This is a genomic window from Pseudomonas sputi, from assembly GCF_021603585.1.
In the GTDB taxonomy this organism is placed as follows: domain Bacteria; phylum Pseudomonadota; class Gammaproteobacteria; order Pseudomonadales; family Pseudomonadaceae; genus Aquipseudomonas; species Aquipseudomonas sputi.
Genome location: NZ_BQHI01000008.1, coordinates 82,126 through 103,934 on the forward strand (window position 1 = coordinate 82,126; position 21,809 = coordinate 103,934).

The window sequence follows — 21,809 nt, forward strand, 5'->3', positions numbered from 1 at the left end:
AAGCCTTCAGTTGCGCCGGTCGACGATATACCGGGCCAGATCGCGCAATGGCTCGGCAGCCGCGTCAAACGGTCGCAGCGCGTGCAGGGCCTGATCGCGCAGTTCCAGCGCGTAAGCCTTGGCCGCGTCCAGACCGAGCAGGGCCGGGTAGGTCGGTTTGTCGCGGGCGATGTCGGCGCCCTGGCGCTTGCCGAGGGTTTGGGTATCGCTTTCGACGTCGAGGATGTCGTCCTGAACCTGGAACGCCAGACCGATGGCCTGAGCGTAAGTCTGCAGGGACTTGAGTTCGTCCTTTTCGGCACGGCCGCAGGCCAGGGCGCCGAGCTTGACGCTGACTTCGATCAGCGCGCCGGTCTTGTGCCGGTGCATCTGTTCCAGGGCTTTCTGATCGAGCTTGAGGCCGACCGAACCGAGGTCGATGGCCTGACCGCCAACCATGCCGGCCGGGCCCGCTGCGTGCGCCAGCGCCGTGACCTGTTGCAGGCGGATGTCCGCGCTCAGGTCGCTCAGGCGCGGGTCGAGCAGGGCGCTGAACGCCAGGCTCTGCAAGCCGTCGCCGGCCAGAATTGCGCAGGCTTCGTCGAATTTCTTGTGAGTGGTCGGCTGGCCGCGACGCAGGTCGTCGTCGTCCATCGCCGGCAAATCGTCGTGCACCAGCGAGTACGCATGGATCAGCTCAACCGCACAGGCCGCGCCGTTGGCCTGTTCAGCCTTGCCGCCCAGGGCTTCGCAAGCCGCGTAGGCCAGCAGCGGACGCACCCGTTTGCCGCCGTTCATCACGCTGTAGCGCATGGCTTCATAGAGGCGCGCCAGTTCTGGCAGCGGGGCGTTGAACAGGGTTTCCAGCGCCGCGTTGACCCGCGCCTGGCTGGTGGCCGAATACGCTGCAATCATTCTGGCTGATCCGCGTCGAAGGGTTCCTCGGCGAGCTCGCCATCGCGCTCCAGCAACACCTGGACCTTCTGCTCGGCCTGGGCCAGCGCCGCCTGGCAGTCACGGGTCAGGCCGATGCCCTGCTCGAAAGCGGTCAGCGAGTCTTCCAGCGACAATTCACCGTTCTCCAGACGCTCCACCAGCGTTTGCAGATCGGCGAGGGACTGTTCGAAATCCAGTGCAGCTTTTTTGCGGGCCATGGCGGCTAATTCCGGTTGACGTTAAACCGGCGCGACACTAGCAGATAGGGGGGGTATGGGCAAATGAGCGGGGTGTTGTGGCCGTTTCATCATGGTGTCGATATCGATCTTGTCGGGCCCGAAAGTTATTCGGCTCATTTTGTGAGCCGAATAAGTCCGCTATTCGGCTCACGCCCCGTCAATGTGCGCGATTCCCACCGCAAATCCACATGTATCCGATTGTTAAAAAACTGCCGAATCGCTAACCTTCGCGCCTTCTACGACCCGACAGTCACGGGTCTTTCAGACGAAACGCAGTCTCGCCCACTGTGAAGCGCCGAGGATCGGGTGCAAGGTTTCGTCAGGCATGGCAGGAGGCATCACATGCGTTCACTTCTTTTGCTGCTGATCGGCTTGGCCTGCGCGCCCGCGCTGCTGGCGGCGCCGAGCGCGGAGCTGTCGGAGCCGGTGGGTGGCTGGCGCTATCACGGGCTGCTCGATCGCACGGAAAACCCGCAGGTCGCCTACCCCACGCCGCCGATTGATCGCGGCATCCAGCGCAATCGCACGATGATCCAGGGCCAGCTCAAGGCGCTCGGGCATCTGCGCCCGCCCCACAGCCTGGCGGTGAATGGCAATCCACTGAATCTGTACACCGACGACGATGGACGTTTCGCCCGGCCGTATGCGTTCGGCGCCGGCTCCAACAGCGTCGAGGTGAACAGTGCCGACGGCCAGTCGCTCAAGCGTGTTCAATTCTACGAAGCCAACAACCTGCGCACGCCGGCGCGGATCCGCGTGGTGCTCGGTTGGGACGACCCTAAAGCCGAACTCGACCTGCACGTCATTACGCCTGACGGCCAGCACGCCTTCTGGGCGCGCCCGGCGATGAGCAACGGCGGCGGCCTCGATCCGGACGGCGTCGATGGTCCCGGCCCGGAAATGTTCACCATGACCGCGCCGTTGCACGGCACCTATCTGGTTTACGTCAACTATTGGGGCAACTTCGGTAACGGCGGCTATAACTTCGAGGAGACCAGCAACCAGAACGAGGTGATCACCTCGCAGATCACGCTGGTGCTCAACGAAAACACCGTCGACGAAAAGCGCGAAACGTTCATCGTGCCCCTGCGGGCCATCGGTGATCTGCTGCTGGTCAAGACTTTCAACTATTAAGCATCCCGCCACGGATGAATTCGGGTTCTGGAAAGATGAGCGATAACACTGCTGCACCGGCCGCCGTTACACCTGCCGGCAAACCTTCCCGGCGCTGGCCGTTGCTGGCGGTCGGGCTGTGCCTTGTCGCCGGCGTCGCGGGCGGGCTCGGCTGGCTGATGAGCAAACCCAAGGCGCCAGCGGCGGAGTTGGCCAGCGACAAGCTCGGCCTGAGCCGCCCGGACGCGCTGCTGGAAACCCGCTCCCTGAGCCAGTTGCCCAAGGACCTGCTGACGGTGCCGTTTCTCAAGGCCACGCTCACCGAGGATTTCGTCTTCTATTACGAAACCCACGCCGACCGCCTCGGGCTGATCGGCAGTTTGCGGCGGATCATCTACGAGCATGACTTGAAACTGCAGGACAGCCTGATCGAGCAACTCTTCGATCAACCGGCTGACGTAGCGTTGTGGCGCGGCGCCGATGGTCGGCTGAAGGATTTCCTGCTGGTGATGGATCGCGGCGGGCTGGCCAAAGTGCTGGAGCCGCTGGCGAAAGTCGCGCTGGATGATTCGCAGTTGAGCGTGTTCAGCACCCTGAAAGTCGGCGGCGATGAAGTGCCGCTGTATCAACTGACCTACAACGCCGGCAAATCCCTGTTGTTCGCCTCCCGTGGCGACAAACTGGTGGTGCTGTCCAACCCGACCAAATTCTACGACCCGGAAGGTGGTGCTTCCGAGGAGTCCGGCCACGTTTCGCCGCAAGCGCTGGCGGCGCTGCTCAACGGTGAAAAACTGTTCCCCGAAGCGTTCGGGTTGCCGGCCAGGACGCCTGAAACCAAACAGCGCCTGTCGGTCAATTCCAGCGTCCTGGCCATGGGTTACCAGCGCTTCATCCCGAATTTCGCCGGCCTGCGTTTCGACATGGACGACAAGGGCTGGCACAGCTATCTGGCGATGGACGAACTGGAAAACCAGCCGGACTTCGATTTCAAACCGGTCTGGCAAGCCATGCCGCTGGGTGCCAGTGCCTGCGTGACCTTGCCGGTCGCCGCCGAACCGCAGAAACCGTTGCTGGTGAAGCTCGGCGCCGAAGAAGCCGTGGCGCAGACACTCACCGAGCACGTGGCCGGCGCGGCGGGCCTGTGCTGGTACGCCGATTCGCGGTTGTACACGCCCTTGCTGGTGGCCAGTCTGAACGACGAAGACAACGGCAAACTCGACGCGGAGATCGGCACGCTGTTCGATTCGATGGTCGGCGCCTATGAAAGCAAGGTCGACGACCACGCGTTCCCGGTGGTCGAGAAACAGGAAGGCCAGAGCCACCTCTGGCAGCGTCAGGTCAGCTCCAATTTCGGCCCGTACGCGGCCAAGGATGCCGAGAACCCGGACGCAATCACCGGCCGTGCCTTCATGAAAGTCAGCCTGGCGCGCCACGGTTCGACGCTGCTGTTTTCCCTCGACGACAAACTGGTCGACAAGGCCCTCGGCACCCTCGACAAACGCTTCCCGCCGATGGCCGATGTGTTGCCGAAAGACGTGCTGATGCCGATCTACTTCGGCCCGGACTCGATGGCGCAACTGATTCAGCAGGAAACCCTCGACAGCCTGCCGCAGGACATGGAGCCGGTGTTCTACAACGCTGCGCAAACCTACCTGATCCCGAAACTGCGCACCCTCGGCGGCATGGGCAAATACGCCCTGACCCTGCCGGAAGGCAGCGAGCCTGACGGTCACTGGCAATGGCTGCCGCTGGAGTGGAAAGCGCTGTGACCGGGTTGATCCGCAGCCTCGGCTTGCTGGCGCTGTTGCTCAGCGCCGGGGCCCGAGCCGTTGAGGCGCCGGCCCTGGATCCAGCGCAGTCCCAGGTCTTTCGCGCCTGGTTCGTGCGCATCGCCCAGGAACAATTGAGCAAAGGCCCCAGCCCGCGCTGGTACCAGCAGGACTGCGCCGGGCTGGTGCGGTTTGCCGCCAACGAAGCGCTGAAAGTCCATGACGACAAATGGCTGCGTAGCAACGGCGTGTCCAACCGCTACCTGCCGCCGGAACTGGATCTGAGCGCCGATCAGCGCAAGCTCGCCCAGCAATGGCAGCAGGGCGGCGGCAAGGTCGGGCCCTACGTCAACGCGATCAAACTGATTCAGTTCAACAGCCATCTGATCGGCCGCGACGTGTCCCAGGCACGGCCCGGCGATCTGATGTTTTTCGATCAGGGCGATGACCAGCACCTGATGATCTGGATGGGCCGCTACATCGCCTATCACACCGGTACGACCACCCCAACCGACAACGGCATGCGTTCGGCAAGCCTGCAGCAACTCATGACATGGAAGGACACCCGATGGGTACCCGACGCAGCCAACCCCAACTTCATCGGCGTCTATCGACTGAATTTTCTCTCCCAATGACCGGTGCCCGCATGCTGCGTTTACTGCCCTTTCTGTTGCTGTCAGTGCTGCCTTTTTCGGCCGTGAATGCTGAGGACACTGTCGAGCCGAGCGGCTACACGCCGGTCTCCGGTGAAAGCTTTTTCCTGCTGGCCGACAGCAGTTTCGCCGCCGATGAACAGGCGGTGGTGCGCCTCGAGGCGCCGGGTCGCGACTACCGTCGATTCCGCATGGAGCCCTACGGCGGCGCCGACATCCGCGTGTACAAGATCGACAAGCCGCTGGACTTCCTCAAGCGCCAGAAGAACCTGCACCGCGTGGTCAGCGACGGCCAGTTCAAGGGCGAAGGCCTGTCCAACACCCTGTCGTACTTGTGGGACAACTGGTACCGCAAATCCCGTCGGGTGATGCAGCGTGCGTTCTCTTACGAGTCGCGCCAGCAGGTCACCGAAGAAGTGCCGGAGCTGAAGATGGGCAATGCCATCGCCGCACCGACGCCGTACGACGCGCAACCGCAATTCGCCCTGATTCCGGGTCTGCCGGTGGTCAGCCAGTTCCGTTATCCGCTGTGGCAAGCGAAGCCGATCCAGCCGCCGACCGGAGTCAACCTGGCCGGGTCTTCCAGCGAGTTCGTCAGCGTCGCACCGGGTAACGTGTACATCCCGCTGGGTAACCTGAAACCGGGCCTGTATCTGGTTGAAGCGCTGATCGGCAAGTACCGCGCAACCACCATGGTTTTCGTTTCCAACACCGTCGCGGTGAGCAAGATTGCCGGTGATGAATTGCTGGTGTGGGCCGCACGCAAGCACGAAGGCAGCTCGGTGTCGAAGGTCAATGTGCTGTGGACCGACGGCCTCGGCGTGATGAGCAGCGGCGCCACCGACACCGATGGTTTGCTGCGCCTGAAACACGTCAGCCCGGAGCGTTCGTTCGTGATCGGCGAGGACGAAGAGGGCGGGGTGTTCGTCTCGGAAAACTTCTACTACGACAGCGAAATCTACGACACCAAACTCTACGCCTTCACCGACCGACCGCTGTATCGCCCGGGTGATTGGGTGTCGCTGAAAATCGTCGGCCGCGAGTTCAAGAATGCGCGGGACTCGGTCTTGCCGGGTGCGGCGGACGTCAATGTCAGCGTGCTCGATGCGACCGGCACCGAGTTGCAGCGTCTGGATCTGAAGCTCGATTCCAAGGCCGGCACCCAAGGCCGTTTCCAGCTGCCGGACAACGCGGTGGCCGGTGGTTACGAGCTGCGTTTCAACTACAAGGATCAGGCCTACAGCAGCGCGTTCCGGGTGGCGGAGTACATCAAGCCGCACTTCGAAATTTCGCTGAACCTGGCCAAGCAGGATTACCGCACCGGCGAACCGGTGAAGGGCAGCCTGGTGCTGCTGTACCCGGACGGCAAACCGGTGGCCAATGCCAAACTGTCCCTGAGCCTGCGCGCCCAGCAACTGTCGATGGTCGATAACGAGCTGCAATACCTCGGGCAATTCCCGGTGGAGCTGACCAGCACCGAACTGACCACCGACAGCAAGGGCAACGCGACCCTCGATCTGCCGGCTGCCGATAAACCCAGCCGCTACATGCTCACCGTGTTCGCCAGCGATGGTGCGGCGTATCGGGTCAAGACCACCAAGGAAATCCTCATCGACCGCGGTGCTGCCAGCTTCCGCCTGAGCGCGCCGCAGCGCTTCAGCGCAGTCGGTGACAAGGTCGCGTTCAGCTACGCCAACGAAGGTGGCAGCGAACAGGCTCAGGCCGTGGTGCCGAGCGGCTACAGCTGGGTTCGCCTCGAAGACCAGACCACCGGCGAAGGCAAACTGACAGCGAAAGACAAAGGCTTCAGCGTGGCTTTCGAGCGCCCGGGCACCTACAACCTGTCGCTGAAAGATCAGCACGGCCGAGTGCTCGGTGCGACCGGTCATTCGGTCACCGGCGACGGCGTCAAGGCTGTGCCAGGCACCGTGGAAATCGTCCTCGACAAACCCGAGTACAAGGCCGGCGACGAAGCGCTGGCGCTGATCACGTTCCCGGAGCCGGTCAGTGACGCACTGCTGTCGCTGGAGCGTGACAAGGTCGAAGCCACCGCGCTGCTGGCCAAGGGCGGCGACTGGCTGAAACTGGAGAAACTCAGCGACACCCAATACCGCGCGCGCATTCCGGTGAAGGACAACTTCGCGCCGAACCTGACGTTCTCCGTGCTCTACACCAAGGGCGGTCAGTACAGCTTCCAGAACGCCGGGATCAAGGTCGTCGCGCCGCAGATCGACGTGGCAATCAAGACTGACAAAGAGACCTATCAGCCGGGCGATACCGTGACGGTCGACCTGACCACGCAGTTCGCCGGCAAGGCTGTGCCGGCGCACCTGACGGTCAGCGTCGTGGATGAAATGGTTTATGCGCTGCAACCGGAAGTCGCACCGACCATCGACCAGTTCTTCTACCATCCGCGCCGCAACAACGTGCGCACCAGCGCCAGCCTGTCGTTCATCAGTTATGACGTGGCGTTGCCGGGCAGCCCCGGGGCACCCGGCAAGGCCAACCGCAGCGAACGCGGGGTGAAAGTGCTGGAGCGACCGCGTCGCGAAGACGTTGACACCGCCGCGTGGCAACCGGAGCTGCTGACCGACGCCGACGGCAAGACCCGTTTCACCTTCAAGATGCCGGACTCGCTGACCCGCTGGCGCATCACTGCGCGGGCGATGGCCGATGACGGTCAGGTCGGGCAGAAGAAGCAGTTCGTCCGTTCGGAAAAACCGCTGTACCTGAAGTGGAGCGGGCCGAACAAATTCCGCAAGGGCGATCAGCCGCAACTCGGCGTGTTCGCCTTTAGTCAGGCCGAAAAACCGGTCAAGGCCGAGCTGGTGACGCATTACGCCGGCGCCGAACAGCGCCTGCCGGTGACGCTCAACAACGGCATCAACTACCTGCCGCTGCCGGCCTTCGCACTGGCCACGGGCGAATGGACAGCGGAACTGGTGCAGGACGGCAAGACCGCCGACGCCCTGGCTGTGCGTCTGACCGCCACCGGCGAAGGCTGGCAGGTGACGCAGACCCAGAGCCTCGACGTGGCCAGCGGTGACACGCCGCTGAGCCTGCCGGCGGACGCCACCGACATTCGCCTGCGTCTGGATGACAGCCCGCAAGCGCTGTTCCGTTCGGCCCTCGACGACCTGCTCAGCTATCCGTACGGCGGCGTCGAACAGACCGCCAGCCGCTTGCTGCCGCTGAGCATCGCCTATCCGTCGCTGGCGTCGAGTCCGCAGATCCGCGACCGCTTGCGTCTGATCATGCAGAACAGCCGCTTGCGTCTGGTGCAAATGGCCGGGCCGTCGGCGAGCTTCACCTGGTGGGGCTTTGACGGCGAACCGGACGCGTTCCTCACTGCTTACGCCTATTACGCTGATTGGAACGCCAGCCAGGTGCTGGACCTGAGCCTGCCGCCGGAGCATTGGCAGCGGGTGCTGGAGGGTTACGCCAAGCAGGCGCCGAATACACCGTTGCTGCAACGGGCGCTGATTCTGTCGTTTGCCAAACAGATGCACTTGCCGGTCAACACGCTGCTCAGCGGCTTGATGGACGATCTGGGCAAGGCTGGCGAAGGCACTGCCGAAACCCTGATGGACGACGGCGAAGACAGTCTGGTGATGAGCGACCCGGACTCGGCGCTCGGTCTGGCGGCGGCGCGAGTGTTGAGCGCATCGCTGGCCACGCATTCGAAAGTTGCTTTGCCAGATGCGTTCAATCGTCAGTTGGGCGCTGCGCAACAGCGCTTGGCCGTCAGTTCGCAGCCGTTTGCTGAAGCGCTGAACCTGTCGCTGCAACCGTTCGATCAGGCGCGTGCAACAGCGTTGTTGCAACGCCTGCTGCCGCAGCAATCGACCCTCGAACGGGCGCTGGCGCTGACCTGGCTGCAACGCAGCATCACCCTGGCATCGCCGACCATCGCGCTGGCACCGGGCGAGGGCTGGAAGAAAAACTACGGCGCGACCGGCGAGATGTACTGGACGTGGCAGGGGGCGGCGCCGGTGCCGAGCGTGTTGACGGTATCGGGCACACAGGAGCGTCCACTGCGTGCGGCGCTGAGCTTCCAGACTCAGCAACCGGCGGTCGATCCGATTGCGGTGACCATCACCCGTCGCCTGTCGCGTCTGGTGCCGGGTGACGCAGCCTTCACCTTCAAACTGGAGCCGGTCGGCAGCAAGCCGTTGTCCAGCGACAGCCTGTACCTGGACGAAGTGATCCTCTCCAGCAAGGCACCGAAACCGCTGCGCTACGGCATGCTCGAAGTGCCGCTGCCGCCGGGCGCCGACGTCGAGCGCACGACTTGGGGCATCAAGTTGCAGGGCAAGGGCGGCACCGAACCGACCGCGCTGGAGAAAGCACGGTTCGAACCGGGCCAACTGGCCTACGCGGTGCCGGTGGATGCGCTGAGCGGCGAATGGCGTCTGCGCCATCTGGTGCGGTTCTCGCAGAAAGGTCAGTTCAACCTGCCGCCGGTGCGTTTCACGCAGGTCTACGCGCCGCAGCATCAGGCCCGGGAAGCGAAAGCCGCCCTCGGTCAGGTCACGGTCAACTGACATGACCCGGCCGCTGGTCTGGCTGCTGATGTGTGTGATTCCTGCGCTGGCGACGGCGCAGGATGAACCGTTGCGCGTGGCCTACGAGGGCGAATTGCTGTCGCTGAACACCACGCAGTTGATCGCTCGCGAGCCGTTGTCTTCGTCGCTGGATACGCCGCTGGGCAGTCTGTGGAAGCTGTTTGTCTACGCGTGGCTGGTGGATACCGGTGCGCACGAGCCTGCTTATGAATGTCGCGGGCAGTCGAAGGAAGAAGTCTATTGCTGCACCGCGGGCGGCAAGATCGAGCGTGATCAGGCGCTGGTGAAATCCTGCGGGCTGTATTTCGAGCCGGCGCGGTTGGGTATAACCGCTGACGATTGGAGAACCTATTGGCAGGCGCGACAGGCGCCGTCATGGTTGCTGGATTTGCCATCGGTGCAACCGGCTACTCGGGTTTCCGTGGCTGACTTGCTGAAGGTTTTGTCTTTGTTGCCGGCTCAGAATCAGATGCGTCGTGTTCTGCTCGATGTAGTGCTGAACGCGGCGGACGGCAATGTCGTCGGTGAACTCGGTGGGCGCTTGCGGGTGAAAACCTGGAGCTGGCTAGGCGATCAGGACCCGCAATCACGCCAGGGCGGATTCGCCGGCTGGACGGCGGACGGCTCGCCGATCTGGGCCGGTGGCTGGGGTACCAGTCAGAGGGTGTTGCGGCGTTACGGTTCGGCGTTGGCGACGGTGTTGCCTGCATCATGGCCGGCGGACGCGGGGCGTTGCGTTGAGGTCGGACTGTTCTCGCGTTATCCGGTTTCGCGGGTGCTGTCGGGTGAGCGCGTAGTCGGTTCCGGCCCTTTGCAGGGCGATTACCGCGTCGAATTCGCCAACGGCAATGCGCTGGATATCTACAGCGACGGCGAGCTGTTTCTGCTCAACGACAAACTGGTCGCCCGGCTGGATCGCGAGGAGTACGTCGCCCGAGTGCTAGAGCGTGAAGCCAGGCCTGAACCGGCCGAAGCCGCCAAAGCGTTGGCCGTGGCAATCCGCACGTATCTGCTGCAAAACGCCACGCGCAACGGCGACTGTTTGAGCATCGATGACAGCAGCACCCGCCAACGGGTCGCCCCGCGACCTGCTTCCGCCGAGTCCCGCAATATCGCTGCATGGACGGCGGATCTGGTCCTGGCCGGCAGCACCGTCACCTATCACTCCGATCAACCCGGCCCCGACAAACTCGCCTGGCAACAAGCCGTCGAGCAAGCCAATGCCGGCCAGCGTTACGACGCGATCCTGCTGCACGCCTATCCGCGCGCCAGCCTCAGCCGCTGGGACAACCCGGTGGCGTCCTGCGAAGCGCTGCCCGCCGCGCAAGACTGGCTGCAAAAACAACGGCGCGGCTGGCGCCCGAGGCTGGAAAGCGAAACCGGCTACAGCGAAGTCAGCACGTTCGCCGTCTGCAAACTCGCCTTCGGCCGCCCCTTCGTCGACCGCGAACGCCAGCGCATTTACGTGCGCGGCGTGCTGTCCCTGCAGGATCGCCTCGACCTGACTCACGAATACCTGCACCTGGCCTTTGAAGCACACCCCAACGGCCAGGACGAAACCTATATCGAAGGGCTCGCCCGTCACCTTTTGCTGGAATAGACCATGACACTCCGTTATCCACAGGTCTTGCTGTTGCTCTGCGCATTTGCCGCGGTTTCGCCGGTGATCGCCGCTGACGGCGTCAAACTCGACACCCCGGTCGGCGGCTGGCGCAGTGGCGCCCCCGAAGGCGAGGGCGAGAGCTTCCGCCAGACCGTCAACTACCCGGCCTCCTCGGTGAACACTCCGCTCGGCCAGGCCAACACCGCCCGCATCAGTGGTGAAATCAAAGCGACACCGAAAAGCAAAGAGCCCGGCCGCCTGATCGTCAACGGCGTCAGCATGCCGCTGAAAATCGACGACAGCGGCCGCTTCGACCGCCCGTTCTCCTTCCCCAACGGCAGCAACAGCGTCGAAGTCCGCAGCCCCGACGGCCAGCAACGGCATCGCACGCAATTCCTCAATACCCGTGGCGGCGCGACTCCGGCGAAACTCCGGGTATTGCTGGCGTGGGACAGCGACGGCACTGACCTCGACTTGCACCTGATCACACCCGACGGCGCGCACATCTGGTACGGCGATCGCGTTGCCCCCAATGGCGCTGCTCTGGATGTCGACGTGACCACCGGCTACGGCCCGGAAATCTTCGCCATGCCGGCGCCGATCAAGGGGCAGTATCTGGTGTATGTGAATTATTTTGGCGGTGGGTATCGCGGGGATGATGAGGGTGGGGAAGAGGCGGTGCAGCCGTTGACTACGGCGCAGGTGACGGTGATTACCGAGGAGGGGACGCCGAGCGAGAAGATGGAGACGTTTCTGGTGCCGATGCGGGCGGTGGGTGAGTTGACGTTGGTGAAGTCGTTCAGTTATCCATGAATCATCTGTTCATTTAGGAAAAACACCGCACAGGGCATTGCCTTCGTAACCGTGAACGATTGGCCCCAGCACCATGAGTGGGCCACAGGCGTAGAGCGGGGAGGGCACGGTTTGTTGCGTGTTGAGCAGAACAACTTCCCTGCCGAATTCGTCGCTGCCAAAAGATTGCTCGTCGTACGAATTGCACACCGGCAGTTTCAACGGCACCGGGATCACCAGCGCCCAGACAGTGATCCCGCACCATTCGCGGGTGGGAGTTGATCTTGCTGTTCGGGTGATCTGCGGGGGGAATGAGCGGTAACTTTGCGCTCTGTAGGCGTCGGTTTTCAGTGTGACTTTTTCCGGGAGGGAGATGCCTACTCCCACGCAAGCTGTCAGGCTGAGGCAGATGGTCGAAACCAGTCCGACGGATTTCAGGCGTGAATTCAGGGTAGATGGGAACAATCTTGAACGTCCTTGTAGTGTATTAAGCATCGAAGTTGCCAAGCGCTTTTTCACTGAACAATTGTGCAAGTACCTGCCGCACAATTTGGTGTTGATCAGCAATTGGCTGAACGCCTCTCGAAAATCACTTTTCCAACAGGCATTAAAAAGCCGGCTTGTGGCCGGCTTCTCGGGGACTGGCTTGGTTTATTTTTGGTAAACCGCGCCAGCCTTCAAAACGTACATCCGGATCTTGCGTCCGGCTGTGGGACTTGGTCAGACAGTGGTCTGCCGCGTCAGGCGTCATCTGGGCCGCTTGGCGGGTCGATGCGCGAATGTGGGGCGCAGGATACTGAGTTTTGCTTCTGATTCCCAGCTTGAAGTGCGGTTTAGAGCTATCAAACTGAAGGAAATCGAAGATTTGTACCGACTTTCAGGGCCTCATCGCCAGCAGGATGGCTCCCACTTCAGAGAAACGGCACCACCGGCCGCCGCTTGCCCAGCGTCGACCACCAGAACACCCACCCCAGCACATGAATCCGCTGCTCCTCGATCTGCGCTGCGCGAAAGATTTCGTCCGGGTATTCGGCACTATTGTGGCTGCGCAGGCGCAGGGCGTTACCCGGCATGCGATGCAGGTATTTGATGCGCAACATGCCGTCGTGTTCGATGGCGTAAATTTCGCCGTCCACCACCTGGGTGAGGCCGCGGTCGATGGCGAGTGTGGAGCCGTCCTCGATTTTCTCGGCCATGCTGTTGCCGATCATTTGGGTGCAGATGGCATCGGTGGGGCGGATTTCCAGGGCTTCGAGGTGGCTGCGGGGCAGGCGGATGGTTTGTTCCGGGTCCTTGATGACGTGGGTCTTGCCGGAGCCGGGGGCGGTCGGTGTTTCCTTGTAGAGCGGCAGTTCGATGTCGGTGGTTTCGAGCACCGTGTAGACGCCGCGAATGGCATGGGCATCGAGGATGTCGCCCGAGTCCGTCTGCAGGTGCGGGGCCTCTTTCGGACCTTCGCCGGTCTTCAGCCATTGGCTGTTGACGGACAGCAGGCGCGCAACTTCTTCCAGACGGTACGCGGGTACGCCCCGGGTGTACCAGTTATGAACGTTTTGGGCTTCCGTGCCCCAGAACTTTGCGAATCCCGTGGTGGTGATGTTCGCAGCTTCCAGGAGTGCCTTGAATCTTGGACCGCTAGTGTTCTTTCTCATAAACACGAGTCTACGACCGGCCTAGAGCGGTTTGAATAAACCTTGCGTTCAAAATCAGGGCAAATTTTGCGACGGGATGTAAGACGTCCTTGTGGGAAATTACACGAACTAAAACTTTTCTGTAGTCCGTCATAAACAAGTTGTTTAAGCCCCTGACGGTCGGGCACAAAAAACCCCGGATCAACCGGGGTTTTCTTCAAGCGCTTCGCAGGTCGTGAGGCTTAGCCTTTGTAGGCAGCAACCGACTTGGTGATCGCGGCGCGGGCGGCGTCTGCACCGTCCCAGCCTTCAATTTTCACCCATTTGCCTTTTTCGAGATCCTTGTAGTTCGCGAAGAAGTGCTCGATCTGCTGGATCAGCAGGGCTGGCAGGTCGGTGTATTCCTTCACGTCCACGTACAGCTGGGACAGCTTGTCGTGTGGAACGGCGATGACTTTGGCATCGCCGCCGCCGTCGTCAGTCATGTTCAGGATGCCGACTGGACGTGCGCGGATCACCGAACCTGGCGCAACCGGGTAAGGCGTTACGACGAGTACGTCCAACGGATCACCGTCGTCAGCCAGGGTGTTCGGGATGTAACCGTAGTTGGCCGGGTAGAACATCGGGGTGGCCATGAAACGGTCAACGAACAGGCAATCGCTGTCTTTGTCGATTTCGTATTTGATCGGCGCGTGGTTGGCCGGGATCTCGATCGCGACGTAGATGTCGTTCGGCAGGTCTTTGCCAGCCGGAATCTTGCTGTAGCTCATTGGGCGTTGCCCCCGTTAGTTGACCAAAAACACTTGGCCGGATTGACCAAAAAGTGGCGGCGATTATAGGCATATTCTGCCGTGGACGCCATGTACCGGAAGTCGTGCAGACCTTTACTCGTGAGCCTGATAGACCGGGTCGGTGGCCTGAAGTTGCTTCAGGCGCGCCAACGGGTCCTGGCGGTAGAAAAGCTGCAGCTGCGCATACACCTGTGGATAAGCCTCGTGCAGCAGATCCGGAGCGCTAAAGAAGTACTCACTGGTGACGGCGAAGAATTCGGCCGGGTTCTCGGCGGCATACGGGTCGATGGCGGTTTCGGCGTCGGGATGGCGGTCGAGCTGGTGATTGAGGTCGTCGTACGCCCTCTGCATCACCTCGGCCCAGTCGCTGACCCGCATATCGGCGTGCAGCGGTGGCAGGCCGTTGGCGTCGCCGTTGAGCATGTCGAGCTTGTGCGCCAGTTCGTGGATCACCAGGTTATAGCCTTCCCAGCCACCACTGGCCATCACGCCCGGCCAGGCGAGGATGATCGGCCCTTGCTGCCAGGCCTCGCCGCTGTGTTCGCCGTCCCACTCATGCTCCACGCCACTGGCATCGCGATGGCGCTGGGGGCTGAGGAAGTCGTCGGGGTAGAGGACGATTTCGTGGAAACCCTGATACCAGTTCAGATCGCCGAGATGCAAAAGCGGCAACTGCGCCTGGGCGGCAAGCAGCAGGCGCTGTTCCTGGTGCAGTTCGACGCCGGGCAGGGCGGTCAGGTGTTTGTCTTCAAGGAACAGCACGCTGGCTTCGCGCAGCCACTGGTCTTCAGCGGCCGTGATGCCGTCGAGAAAACTCAGGTGATGACGCACCCGTTGCCACAGTTCGTCGGCAATCGGGTGCCTGGCCAGAATGCGCCGGCGTCGCCAGGCGCTCAGCGACCACATCGGCTTAGTGCGATTGAGCTTTGGTGCTGCCGAAGCGGCTGCGAACCACGCCGATGATCATCGGTACCAGCGACAGCAGGATGATGCCCACCACCAGCAGCGACAGGTTCTTCTTGATGAACGGCACGTTGCCGAAGAAGTAACCGAGCGTCACCAGACCGCCGACCCACAGGACGGTGCCGAACACGCTGAAACCGAAGAAACGCGGATAAGGCATCTTCGCGACACCGGCAACGAACGGTGCAAAGGTGCGGATGATCGGCAGGAAGCGCGCCAGAGTCACGGTTTTGCCGCCGTGCTTGTCGTAGAAATCGTGGGTCTGTTGCAGGTAGTCGCGGCGGAAAATTTTCGAGTTCGGGTTGCTGAACAGCTTTTCGCCCGCCGTTCGTCCGATCACGTAGTTGGTGCTGTCGCCAAGGATCGCCGCCAGCATCAGCAGGCCCGCCAGCAACACCGGATCCATGCCGCCGCCCGCAGCGACTGCGCCGGCGATGAACAGCAGGGAGTCACCCGGCAGGAAGGGCATCACCACCAGACCGGTCTCGCAGAAAATCACCAGAAACAGGATGGCGTAGATCCATGGCCCGTAATTATTCACCAGCAGGTCGAGGTAAACGTCGAGATGCAGGACAAGATCGAGCGGGTTGAAATCCATGGAGGCACCTGTGGTGACGGCCTGACTCGGCAGACCTGTGCGGATGACTTCGTGTAAGCCTACAAGCGGGTGTAGTTTTTCTTACAAGCCGGAAAGATCGGGATTATACGGGCTGAAGGGTGAAAAGCGCGTTGGTTTTGTAGCGGGGGATGTCGGTGTGAATAAATGTCGGGTTGGCATGCATTTGGGGAGGGAGGCTGCCCCCTCCCCCGCAAGACGCCCCGCGATCAGAGCTCGTCGCTGATCGGCAGCACATAGTTTTTGAACTCGGTGTCTTCCTTGAAACCGATGGACTCGTAGGTTTTCTGCGCCACTTCGTTGTCCGCGCTGGTGGAGACGCGCATGCGCACGGCCTGGGTTTCCTTGGCCATTTTCTTGGCGGTGCGGATGAGATTGTCAGCCACCAGCTGGCGGCGGGCGTCTTCGGCGACATAGATGTCGTTGAGGATCCACACGCGCTTGAGCGACAGGGAAGAAAAGCTCGGGTAGAGCTGACAAAAGCCCATGAGCTTCTTGTCGTCGTCATCGGCCAGCGCCAGATAAATCACCGATTCCTTGCGGCGCAGGCGTTTTTCGAGAAAGGCCCGGGACGAATCCGGATAGGGCAGGGAGCCATAAAACTCGCGGTACTTAACGAACAACGGGGTCAGCAAATCCAGGTGTTCGAGGGTCGCTTGAATAATCCGCATGGTAGGTCTCGTCCTTCAAGTGGCTGTCTTCACGTGCTCTGACGGCGATGGGAAACCCGGGCGGCCGTGCATCGATCCTGCCTGAAACCGGCGCAGAAAGGCAATGCGGAAACGGTTCAGGCGGGGGGCGGATCGAGTAGGAAATTACTCTTCATGTCCGCACCGGCCTCCGATTCCAGCGTCTGAACCTGCGCTTCGTCTTTCAGATTGACCCCCGACAGTTGTCGCCGACAGGCTTCGCGAATCAGATACAGCAAGCGATGCGCCGCCATACCGTAGCTGAGTCCTTCCAGCCGCACATTGGAGATGCAATTGCGGTAAGCATCCGTGAGGCCGACCTTGGGATTGTAGGTGAAATATAAACCCAGGCTGTCGGGCGAACTGAGGCCCGGACGCTCTCCAATGAGCATCACGACCATTTTCGCGCCCAGCAACTGGCCGATTTCATCGCCAATCGCCACTCGGCCCTGCTCCACCAGTATCACCGGCGCAATCGACCATTCGTCGGCGGCCATCTGTTCTTCCAGACGGGTCAGAAACGGCAGAGTGTGCCGATGTACCGCCAGCGCGGACAGACCGTCCGCCACCACGATCACCAGATCCACGCCGCCCGGATGCGCCTGGGCGTATTCGCGCAGGGCTTGCGCCGATTGATCGCTCAACTTGCGCCCCAGGTCCGGGCGTTGCAGGTAGCTGTTGCGATCCACCGCCGCGCTGTGCAGCAGCAGGCTGTCGCGCTGGCGCTCGGTCAGTTGGGCGCTGAGCCCGGCGTGATCGAACGGCAGATGCACCGCATCCCGTGCTTGCGCGTGGGCGTACTGGAAATCCAGTTGTGCGCGGGTCGGCAGGCTGGTGCCGGTGCGGCCGAGAGCAATGCGCGCAGGGGTCAGACGACGCAGCTCCAGCCACGGGTTTTGCGGATCGACGGGCGGTTTTTCCATCTGACTCATCCCAGTTGCGCCAAGGCCTGGCGAAAGGCCGGCGGCAGGTTGTTGCCGAAGCGGACCTTGCCGTCCGCCTGGGTGAAGATGCCCATGTTCGCCAGCCACTGCTCGAACTCCGGCGCCGGTTTCAGGCCCAGGGTCTGGCGCGCGTAGAGCGCGTCGTGGAACGACGTGGTCTGGTAGTTGAGCATGATGTCGTCGGAGCCGGGGATGCCCATGATGAAGTTGATCCCCGCCACGCCCAGCAGGGTCAGCAGGGTGTCCATGTCATCCTGGTCGGCTTCGGCGTGGTTGGTGTAGCAGATGTCGCAGCCCATCGGCACGCCGAGCAACTTGCCGCAGAAGTGGTCTTCGAGGCCGGCGCGGATGATCTGTTTGCCGTTGTAGAGGTATTCCGGGCCGATGAAGCCTACGACGGTGTTCACCAGAAACGGCTTGAAATGGCGCGCCACGGCGTAGGCCCTTGTCTCGCAGGTTTGCTGATCGACGCCGTGATGGGCGTTCGCTGAAAGAGCGCTGCCCTGGCCGGTCTCGAAATACATCAGGTTCTGCCCGAGTGTGCCGCGATTGAGGCTCAGGCCCGCTTCGTAACCTTCCTGCAGCACGTTCAGGTTGATGCCGAAACTGGCGTTGGCCGCTTCGGTGCCGGCAATCGACTGGAACACCAGATCCAGCGGCACGCCACGGTTGATCGCTTCTATGGACGTGGTGACATGGGTCAGCACGCAGGCCTGGGTCGGAATGTCGTAGCGCTGGATGATTGCGTCGAGCATTTCCAGCATCGCGCAGATCGAGGCGATGCTGTCGGTGGCCGGGTTGATGCCGATCATCGCGTCGCCATTGCCGTACAGCAGACCGTCGAGAATGCTCGCGGCGATGCCGGACGGTTCGTCGGTCGGGTGATTGGGTTGCAGCCTTGTGGATAACCGTCCGCGCAGGCCGAGGGTGCCGCGAAATCGGGTGACCACGCGGATCTTCTGCGCCACCAGCACCAGATCCTGTACGCGCATGATCTTCGACACGGCAGCGACCATTTCCGGCGTCAGGCCCGGGGCGAGGGCGCGCAGGCTGGACTCGTCGGCCGCTTCGCTCAGCAGCCAGTCACGAAAACCGCCTACCGTGAGATGGCTGATGACCGCAAAGGCCTGCCTGTCATGGGTGTCGATGATCAGTCGGGTGACTTCATCGGTTTCGTAAGGAATCAGCGCTTCCTGCAAAAAGTGCGTGAGCGGGATGTCGGCCAGCGCCATTTGCGCGGCGACACGCTCGCCATCGTTGAGCGCGGCGACGCCGGCCAGGAAGTCCCCGGAGCGTGCCGGGCTGGCCTTGGCCATCACGTCCTTGAGGCTGTCGAAGCGGTAGGTCTGGGCGCCTACCGTATGAGCGAAACTGGCCATACACAATTCTCCGTGACGGCGCAGGCCAGGCCTGCGCCGTAATTTTCGGCAGTCAGTGCAAGGCTTCCTCAGCCTTCTGGATCGCCGCAAATTCTTCTTCCGGCGTGCCTGCTACCAAGTGATGTCGACTGTAGAGTGCAAAGTAAGCAATTAACACTCCATAGATGATGGCTGCGCCGATCACCACCCGTGGATCCACCAGAAAGCCCGCCACCACGGCGATGCACGCCAGCACCAGAGCGATGCCGGAGGTGAAGATGCCACCCGGGGTGCGATACGGTCGATCCATTTTGGGGCGGCGAATGCGCAGCGTGATGTGCGCAGCCATCATCAGCACATAGGAAATGGTTGCGCCGAACACCGCTACCAGAATCAGCAGGTCGCCCTGGCCTGTCAGCGACAGGCCGAACCCGATAATGCCGGGAATCACCAGCGCCAGCACCGGAGCCTTGCTTTTGTTGGTTTCGGACAGCTTGCGAGGAAGGTAACCGGCGCGGGACAACGCGAAAATCTGCCGCGAGTAGGCATAAATGATCGAAAAGAAACTGGCGATCAGCCCGGCCAGCCCCACGAGGTTGACGAAACTGCCCATCCAGGTCGAGCCGCCGTAGGCGTTGCTCAGTGCTTCGACCAATGGGTTGCCGGAGGTCAGCAGCGAGTTGGCGCCCGCACCGCCGGGGCCGACGATCAGAATCAACAGGGCAAACATCAGCAGCACCAGCATGGCCCCGATCAGGCCGCGCGGCAGGTCACGCTTGGGGTTCTTGGTTTCCTCGGCGGCCAGCGGCACGCCTTCAACGGCGAGGAAGAACCAGATTGCATAGGGTATCGCCGCCCAGACGCCGACATAACCGAATGGCAGGAACGGACTGGCGCCCGCAGCACTCGTCACGGGTATATCGAGCAGGTTGGCAATGTCGAAGTGCGGCACCATCGCCACCAGAAACACCCCCAGCGCGATCGCGGCGACAGCCGTGATGACAAACATCAGCTTGAGCGCCTCGCCGACCCCGAAAATATGGATGGCAATGAAGATGATGTAGAACGCCAGATAGATCATCCAGCCACCGATGCCGAACAGCGACTGGCAGTAGGCACCGATGAACACCGCGATGGCGGCAGGGGCGATGGCGTACTCGATGAGAATGGCAGTGCCGGTGAGAAACCCGCCCCACGGCCCGAATGCGCTGCGGGCGAAACCGTAGCCACCGCCGGCGGTGGGAATCATTGAGGACAGTTCGGCCAGAGAAAAACACATGCACAGGTACATGGTGGCCATCAGCAGCGTCGCGAGGAACATCCCGCCCCAGCCACCTTGTGCCAGGCCAAAGTTCCAGCCGGCGTAGTCGCCGGAAATGACATAAGCGACACCGAGCCCCACCAGCAGAACCCAGCCGGCGGCACCTTTTTTCAGTTCGCGTTGTTGGAAGTAGTCCGAACCGACTTTTTCGAAGTCGACGGAGGCGCCGGTCGCCGGAGCGCCAGCAGGAGATTCGCCAGGCATAAAGTGCACCCTTCTTATTGTTTTATTGGCCCGATCGGAATGTCGGGTCGAACGCCGGGAGCGAGCAAGCTCGCTCCCGCAGGGGGAGCGAGCTGCAGGTGGATCAGAAGAAGCCCAGCGGATTGATGTCGTAGCTCACCAGCAGGTTTTTGGTCTGTTGGTAGTGATCGAGCATCATCTTGTGGGTTTCACGGCCGACGCCGGACTTTTTGTACCCGCCGAACGCGGCGTGCGCCGGGTACAGGTGGTAGCAGTTGGTCCACACACGACCGGCCTTGATGGCGCGGCCCATGCGATAGGCGCGGTTGATGTCGCGGGTCCAGAGGCCGGCACCCAGGCCGAACTCGGTGTCGTTGGCGATCGCCAGGGCTTCGGCTTCGTCCTTGAAGGTGGTGATGCTCACCACCGGGCCGAAGATTTCTTCCTGGAACACGCGCATTTTGTTGGTGCCCTTGAGCAGGGTCGGCTGGATGTAATACCCGGTCGCCAGGCTGCCCTCGAGTTTTTCCACCTTGCCACCGGTCAGCAGCTCGGCGCCTTCGCCCTTGGCGATTTCCAGGTACGACAGGATCTTGTCGAATTGCTGCTCTGACGCCTGGGCGCCGACCATGGTGTCGGTGTCGAGCGGGTCGCCACGTTTGATCTGGCTGACCTTTTTCATCACCGCTTCCATGAACTGCGGATAGATCGATTCCTGAACCAGTGCGCGGGAAGGGCAGGTGCAGACCTCCCCCTGGTTGAAGAACGCCAGTACCAGGCCTTCGGCGGCTTTTTCAATGAAGCTTGGCTCGGCCTGCATGATGTCTTCGAAGAAGATGTTCGGCGACTTGCCGCCCAGCTCCACGGTGGACGGAATGATGTTTTCGGCGGCGCATTTCATGATGTGGGAGCCGACTGGGGTCGAGCCGGTGAAAGCGATCTTGGCGATGCGCTTGCTGGTGGCCAGGGCTTCGCCGGCCTCTTTGCCGAACCCTTGCACCACGTTGAGCACGCCCGGCGGCAGCAGGTCGCCGATCAGCTCCATCAGCACGCTGATGCCCAGCGGCGTTTGCTCGGCGGGCTTGAGCACCACGCAGTTGCCGGCGGCCAGGGCCGGGGCGAGTTTCCACGCGGCCATCAGGATCGGGAAGTTCCACGGGATGATCTGGCCGACCACGCCCAGTGGTTCATGGATGTGGTAGGCCACGGTGTTGCCGTCGATCTCGGCGGCGCTGCCTTCCTGGGCACGCAGGCAACCGGCGAAATAACGGAAGTGGTCGGCGGCCAGAGGGATGTCGGCGTTGAGGGTTTCGCGGATGGCTTTGCCGTTGTCCCAGGTTTCGGTGATCGCCAGGGTTTCGAGGTTCTGTTCGATGCGGTCGGCAATTTTCAGCAGGATCAGTGAGCGGGCCTGGGCGGACGTTGAGCCCCAGGCATCGGCAGCGGCGTGGGCGGCGTCCAGGGCTTTTTCGATGTCTTCGGCCGTGGAGCGCGGGAACTCGGCAATCGGTTGGCCATTCACTGGCGAGGTATTGGTGAAGTACTGACCTTTGACAGGCGCGACGAACTCGCCGCCGATGTAGTTACCGTACTTGCTCTTGAACGAGACTTTGGCGCCTTCAGTACCGGGGTGAGCGTAACGCATGATGTTCTCCTTGGCTGTT

18 protein-coding genes are annotated in these 21,809 nt (G+C 61.9%); 6 read left to right on the plus strand and 12 right to left on the minus strand.

What is annotated here, in order from left to right:
* Positions 1-6: 6 nt before the first annotated feature.
* Positions 7-894 carry a (2E,6E)-farnesyl diphosphate synthase gene (gene ispA / locus L6D81_RS13940; protein WP_236180198.1) on the minus strand — a complete coding sequence of 296 codons (888 nt, stop codon included), beginning with the start codon at positions 892-894 and terminating at the stop codon, positions 7-9.
* Positions 891-1,133 carry an exodeoxyribonuclease VII small subunit gene (locus tag L6D81_RS13945; protein WP_007894317.1) on the minus strand — a complete coding sequence of 81 codons (243 nt, stop codon included), beginning with the start codon at positions 1,131-1,133 and terminating at the stop codon, positions 891-893. The genes ispA and L6D81_RS13945 overlap by 4 nt, the downstream gene beginning before the upstream one ends.
* 363 nt (positions 1,134-1,496) lie before the next feature.
* Between L6D81_RS13945 and L6D81_RS13950 the strand changes: the two genes are divergently transcribed.
* Genes L6D81_RS13950 through L6D81_RS13975 form a run of 6 tightly spaced genes read left to right on the plus strand, consistent with a single transcriptional unit; the run spans position 1,497 to position 11,670 of the window.
* Positions 1,497-2,288: a YfaP family protein gene (locus L6D81_RS13950; RefSeq protein ID WP_236180200.1), complete on the plus strand. Its 792-nt coding sequence runs from the start codon at positions 1,497-1,499 to the stop codon at positions 2,286-2,288.
* A gap of 35 nt (positions 2,289-2,323) precedes the next feature.
* Positions 2,324-4,036: a DUF2138 domain-containing protein gene (locus L6D81_RS13955; RefSeq protein ID WP_236180202.1), complete on the plus strand. Its 1,713-nt coding sequence runs from the start codon at positions 2,324-2,326 to the stop codon at positions 4,034-4,036.
* The gene (locus L6D81_RS13960) at positions 4,006-4,671 is read left to right on the plus strand and encodes a DUF1175 domain-containing protein (RefSeq protein ID WP_236180204.1); all 666 of its coding nucleotides are present in this window, start codon (positions 4,006-4,008) and stop codon (positions 4,669-4,671) included. Before L6D81_RS13955 ends, L6D81_RS13960 begins: the two co-directional genes overlap by 31 nt.
* Entirely contained in the window at positions 4,668-9,233 is a 4,566-nt protein-coding gene (locus L6D81_RS13965; protein WP_236180206.1) for an alpha-2-macroglobulin family protein, read from the plus strand. Before L6D81_RS13960 ends, L6D81_RS13965 begins: the two co-directional genes overlap by 4 nt.
* A 1-nt stretch (position 9,234) precedes the next feature.
* Positions 9,235-10,854: a DUF2300 domain-containing protein gene (locus tag L6D81_RS13970; protein ID WP_236180207.1), complete on the plus strand. Its 1,620-nt coding sequence runs from the start codon at positions 9,235-9,237 to the stop codon at positions 10,852-10,854.
* Between the two features lie 3 nt (positions 10,855-10,857).
* A complete protein-coding gene (locus L6D81_RS13975; protein WP_236180209.1) occupies positions 10,858-11,670 on the plus strand; it encodes a YfaP family protein in 813 nt (270 codons plus the stop codon).
* Between the two features lie 9 nt (positions 11,671-11,679).
* Here the strand turns inward: L6D81_RS13975 and L6D81_RS13980 are convergent, their stop codons facing one another.
* From L6D81_RS13980 to exaC, 10 genes are all read right to left on the minus strand, one after another.
* Positions 11,680-12,216 carry a hypothetical protein gene (locus L6D81_RS13980; protein ID WP_236180210.1) on the minus strand — a complete coding sequence of 179 codons (537 nt, stop codon included), beginning with the start codon at positions 12,214-12,216 and terminating at the stop codon, positions 11,680-11,682.
* Positions 12,217-12,560: 344 nt separating this feature from the next.
* Positions 12,561-13,301: a S24 family peptidase gene (locus L6D81_RS13985; protein ID WP_236180212.1), complete on the minus strand. Its 741-nt coding sequence runs from the start codon at positions 13,299-13,301 to the stop codon at positions 12,561-12,563.
* A 221-nt stretch (positions 13,302-13,522) separates the two neighbouring features.
* Positions 13,523-14,050, minus strand: a complete 528-nt coding sequence (gene ppa, locus L6D81_RS13990; protein WP_007933577.1) for an inorganic diphosphatase — start codon at positions 14,048-14,050, stop codon at positions 13,523-13,525.
* 114 nt (positions 14,051-14,164) lie between these two features.
* Entirely contained in the window at positions 14,165-14,977 is an 813-nt protein-coding gene (locus tag L6D81_RS13995; RefSeq protein WP_236180214.1) for a M90 family metallopeptidase, read from the minus strand.
* Positions 14,978-14,981: 4 nt separating this feature from the next.
* Positions 14,982-15,632: a DedA family protein gene (locus L6D81_RS14000; protein ID WP_236180216.1), complete on the minus strand. Its 651-nt coding sequence runs from the start codon at positions 15,630-15,632 to the stop codon at positions 14,982-14,984.
* A 227-nt stretch (positions 15,633-15,859) separates the two neighbouring features.
* On the minus strand, positions 15,860-16,321 hold the full coding sequence (locus L6D81_RS14005) for a GNAT family N-acetyltransferase (protein ID WP_007958617.1): 462 nt from the start codon (positions 16,319-16,321) through the stop codon (positions 15,860-15,862).
* A 116-nt stretch (positions 16,322-16,437) separates the two neighbouring features.
* Positions 16,438-17,271, minus strand: coding sequence for an ethanolamine ammonia-lyase subunit EutC (gene eutC / locus L6D81_RS14010; protein WP_373874306.1), 834 nt, complete (start codon positions 17,269-17,271; stop codon positions 16,438-16,440).
* Positions 17,268-18,662 (minus strand): ethanolamine ammonia-lyase subunit EutB, encoded by a 1,395-nt coding sequence (locus L6D81_RS14015; RefSeq protein ID WP_236180220.1) that lies wholly within the window; start codon positions 18,660-18,662, stop codon positions 17,268-17,270. The genes eutC and L6D81_RS14015 overlap by 4 nt, the downstream gene beginning before the upstream one ends.
* Before the next feature lie 52 nt (positions 18,663-18,714).
* Positions 18,715-20,166, minus strand: a complete 1,452-nt coding sequence (eat, locus tag L6D81_RS14020) for an ethanolamine permease (protein ID WP_236180222.1) — start codon at positions 20,164-20,166, stop codon at positions 18,715-18,717.
* A gap of 103 nt (positions 20,167-20,269) precedes the next feature.
* The gene (exaC, locus tag L6D81_RS14025) at positions 20,270-21,790 is read right to left on the minus strand and encodes an acetaldehyde dehydrogenase ExaC (protein ID WP_236180223.1); all 1,521 of its coding nucleotides are present in this window, start codon (positions 21,788-21,790) and stop codon (positions 20,270-20,272) included.
* Between the last annotated feature and the right edge of the window lie 19 nt (positions 21,791-21,809).

Coding starts and splice junctions, on each gene's coding strand:
- ispA (WP_236180198.1), bottom strand. CDS start 894: ATGATTGCAGCGTATTCGGCCACCAGCCAGGCGCGGGTCAACGCGGCG.
- L6D81_RS13945 (WP_007894317.1), bottom strand. CDS start 1,133: ATGGCCCGCAAAAAAGCTGCACTGGATTTCGAACAGTCCCTCGCCGAT.
- L6D81_RS13950 (WP_236180200.1), top strand. CDS start 1,497: ATGCGTTCACTTCTTTTGCTGCTGATCGGCTTGGCCTGCGCGCCCGCG.
- L6D81_RS13955 (WP_236180202.1), top strand. CDS start 2,324: ATGAGCGATAACACTGCTGCACCGGCCGCCGTTACACCTGCCGGCAAA.
- L6D81_RS13960 (WP_236180204.1), top strand. CDS start 4,006: ATGGCTGCCGCTGGAGTGGAAAGCGCTGTGACCGGGTTGATCCGCAGC.
- L6D81_RS13965 (WP_236180206.1), top strand. CDS start 4,668: ATGACCGGTGCCCGCATGCTGCGTTTACTGCCCTTTCTGTTGCTGTCA.
- L6D81_RS13970 (WP_236180207.1), top strand. CDS start 9,235: ATGACCCGGCCGCTGGTCTGGCTGCTGATGTGTGTGATTCCTGCGCTG.
- L6D81_RS13975 (WP_236180209.1), top strand. CDS start 10,858: ATGACACTCCGTTATCCACAGGTCTTGCTGTTGCTCTGCGCATTTGCC.
- L6D81_RS13985 (WP_236180212.1), bottom strand. CDS start 13,301: ATGAGAAAGAACACTAGCGGTCCAAGATTCAAGGCACTCCTGGAAGCT.
- ppa (WP_007933577.1), bottom strand. CDS start 14,050: ATGAGCTACAGCAAGATTCCGGCTGGCAAAGACCTGCCGAACGACATC.
- L6D81_RS13995 (WP_236180214.1), bottom strand. CDS start 14,977: ATGTGGTCGCTGAGCGCCTGGCGACGCCGGCGCATTCTGGCCAGGCAC.
- L6D81_RS14000 (WP_236180216.1), bottom strand. CDS start 15,632: ATGGATTTCAACCCGCTCGATCTTGTCCTGCATCTCGACGTTTACCTC.
- L6D81_RS14005 (WP_007958617.1), bottom strand. CDS start 16,321: ATGCGGATTATTCAAGCGACCCTCGAACACCTGGATTTGCTGACCCCG.
- eutC (WP_373874306.1), bottom strand. CDS start 17,271: ATGAGTCAGATGGAAAAACCGCCCGTCGATCCGCAAAACCCGTGGCTG.
- L6D81_RS14015 (WP_236180220.1), bottom strand. CDS start 18,662: ATGGCCAGTTTCGCTCATACGGTAGGCGCCCAGACCTACCGCTTCGAC.
- eat (WP_236180222.1), bottom strand. CDS start 20,166: ATGCCTGGCGAATCTCCTGCTGGCGCTCCGGCGACCGGCGCCTCCGTC.
- exaC (WP_236180223.1), bottom strand. CDS start 21,790: ATGCGTTACGCTCACCCCGGTACTGAAGGCGCCAAAGTCTCGTTCAAG.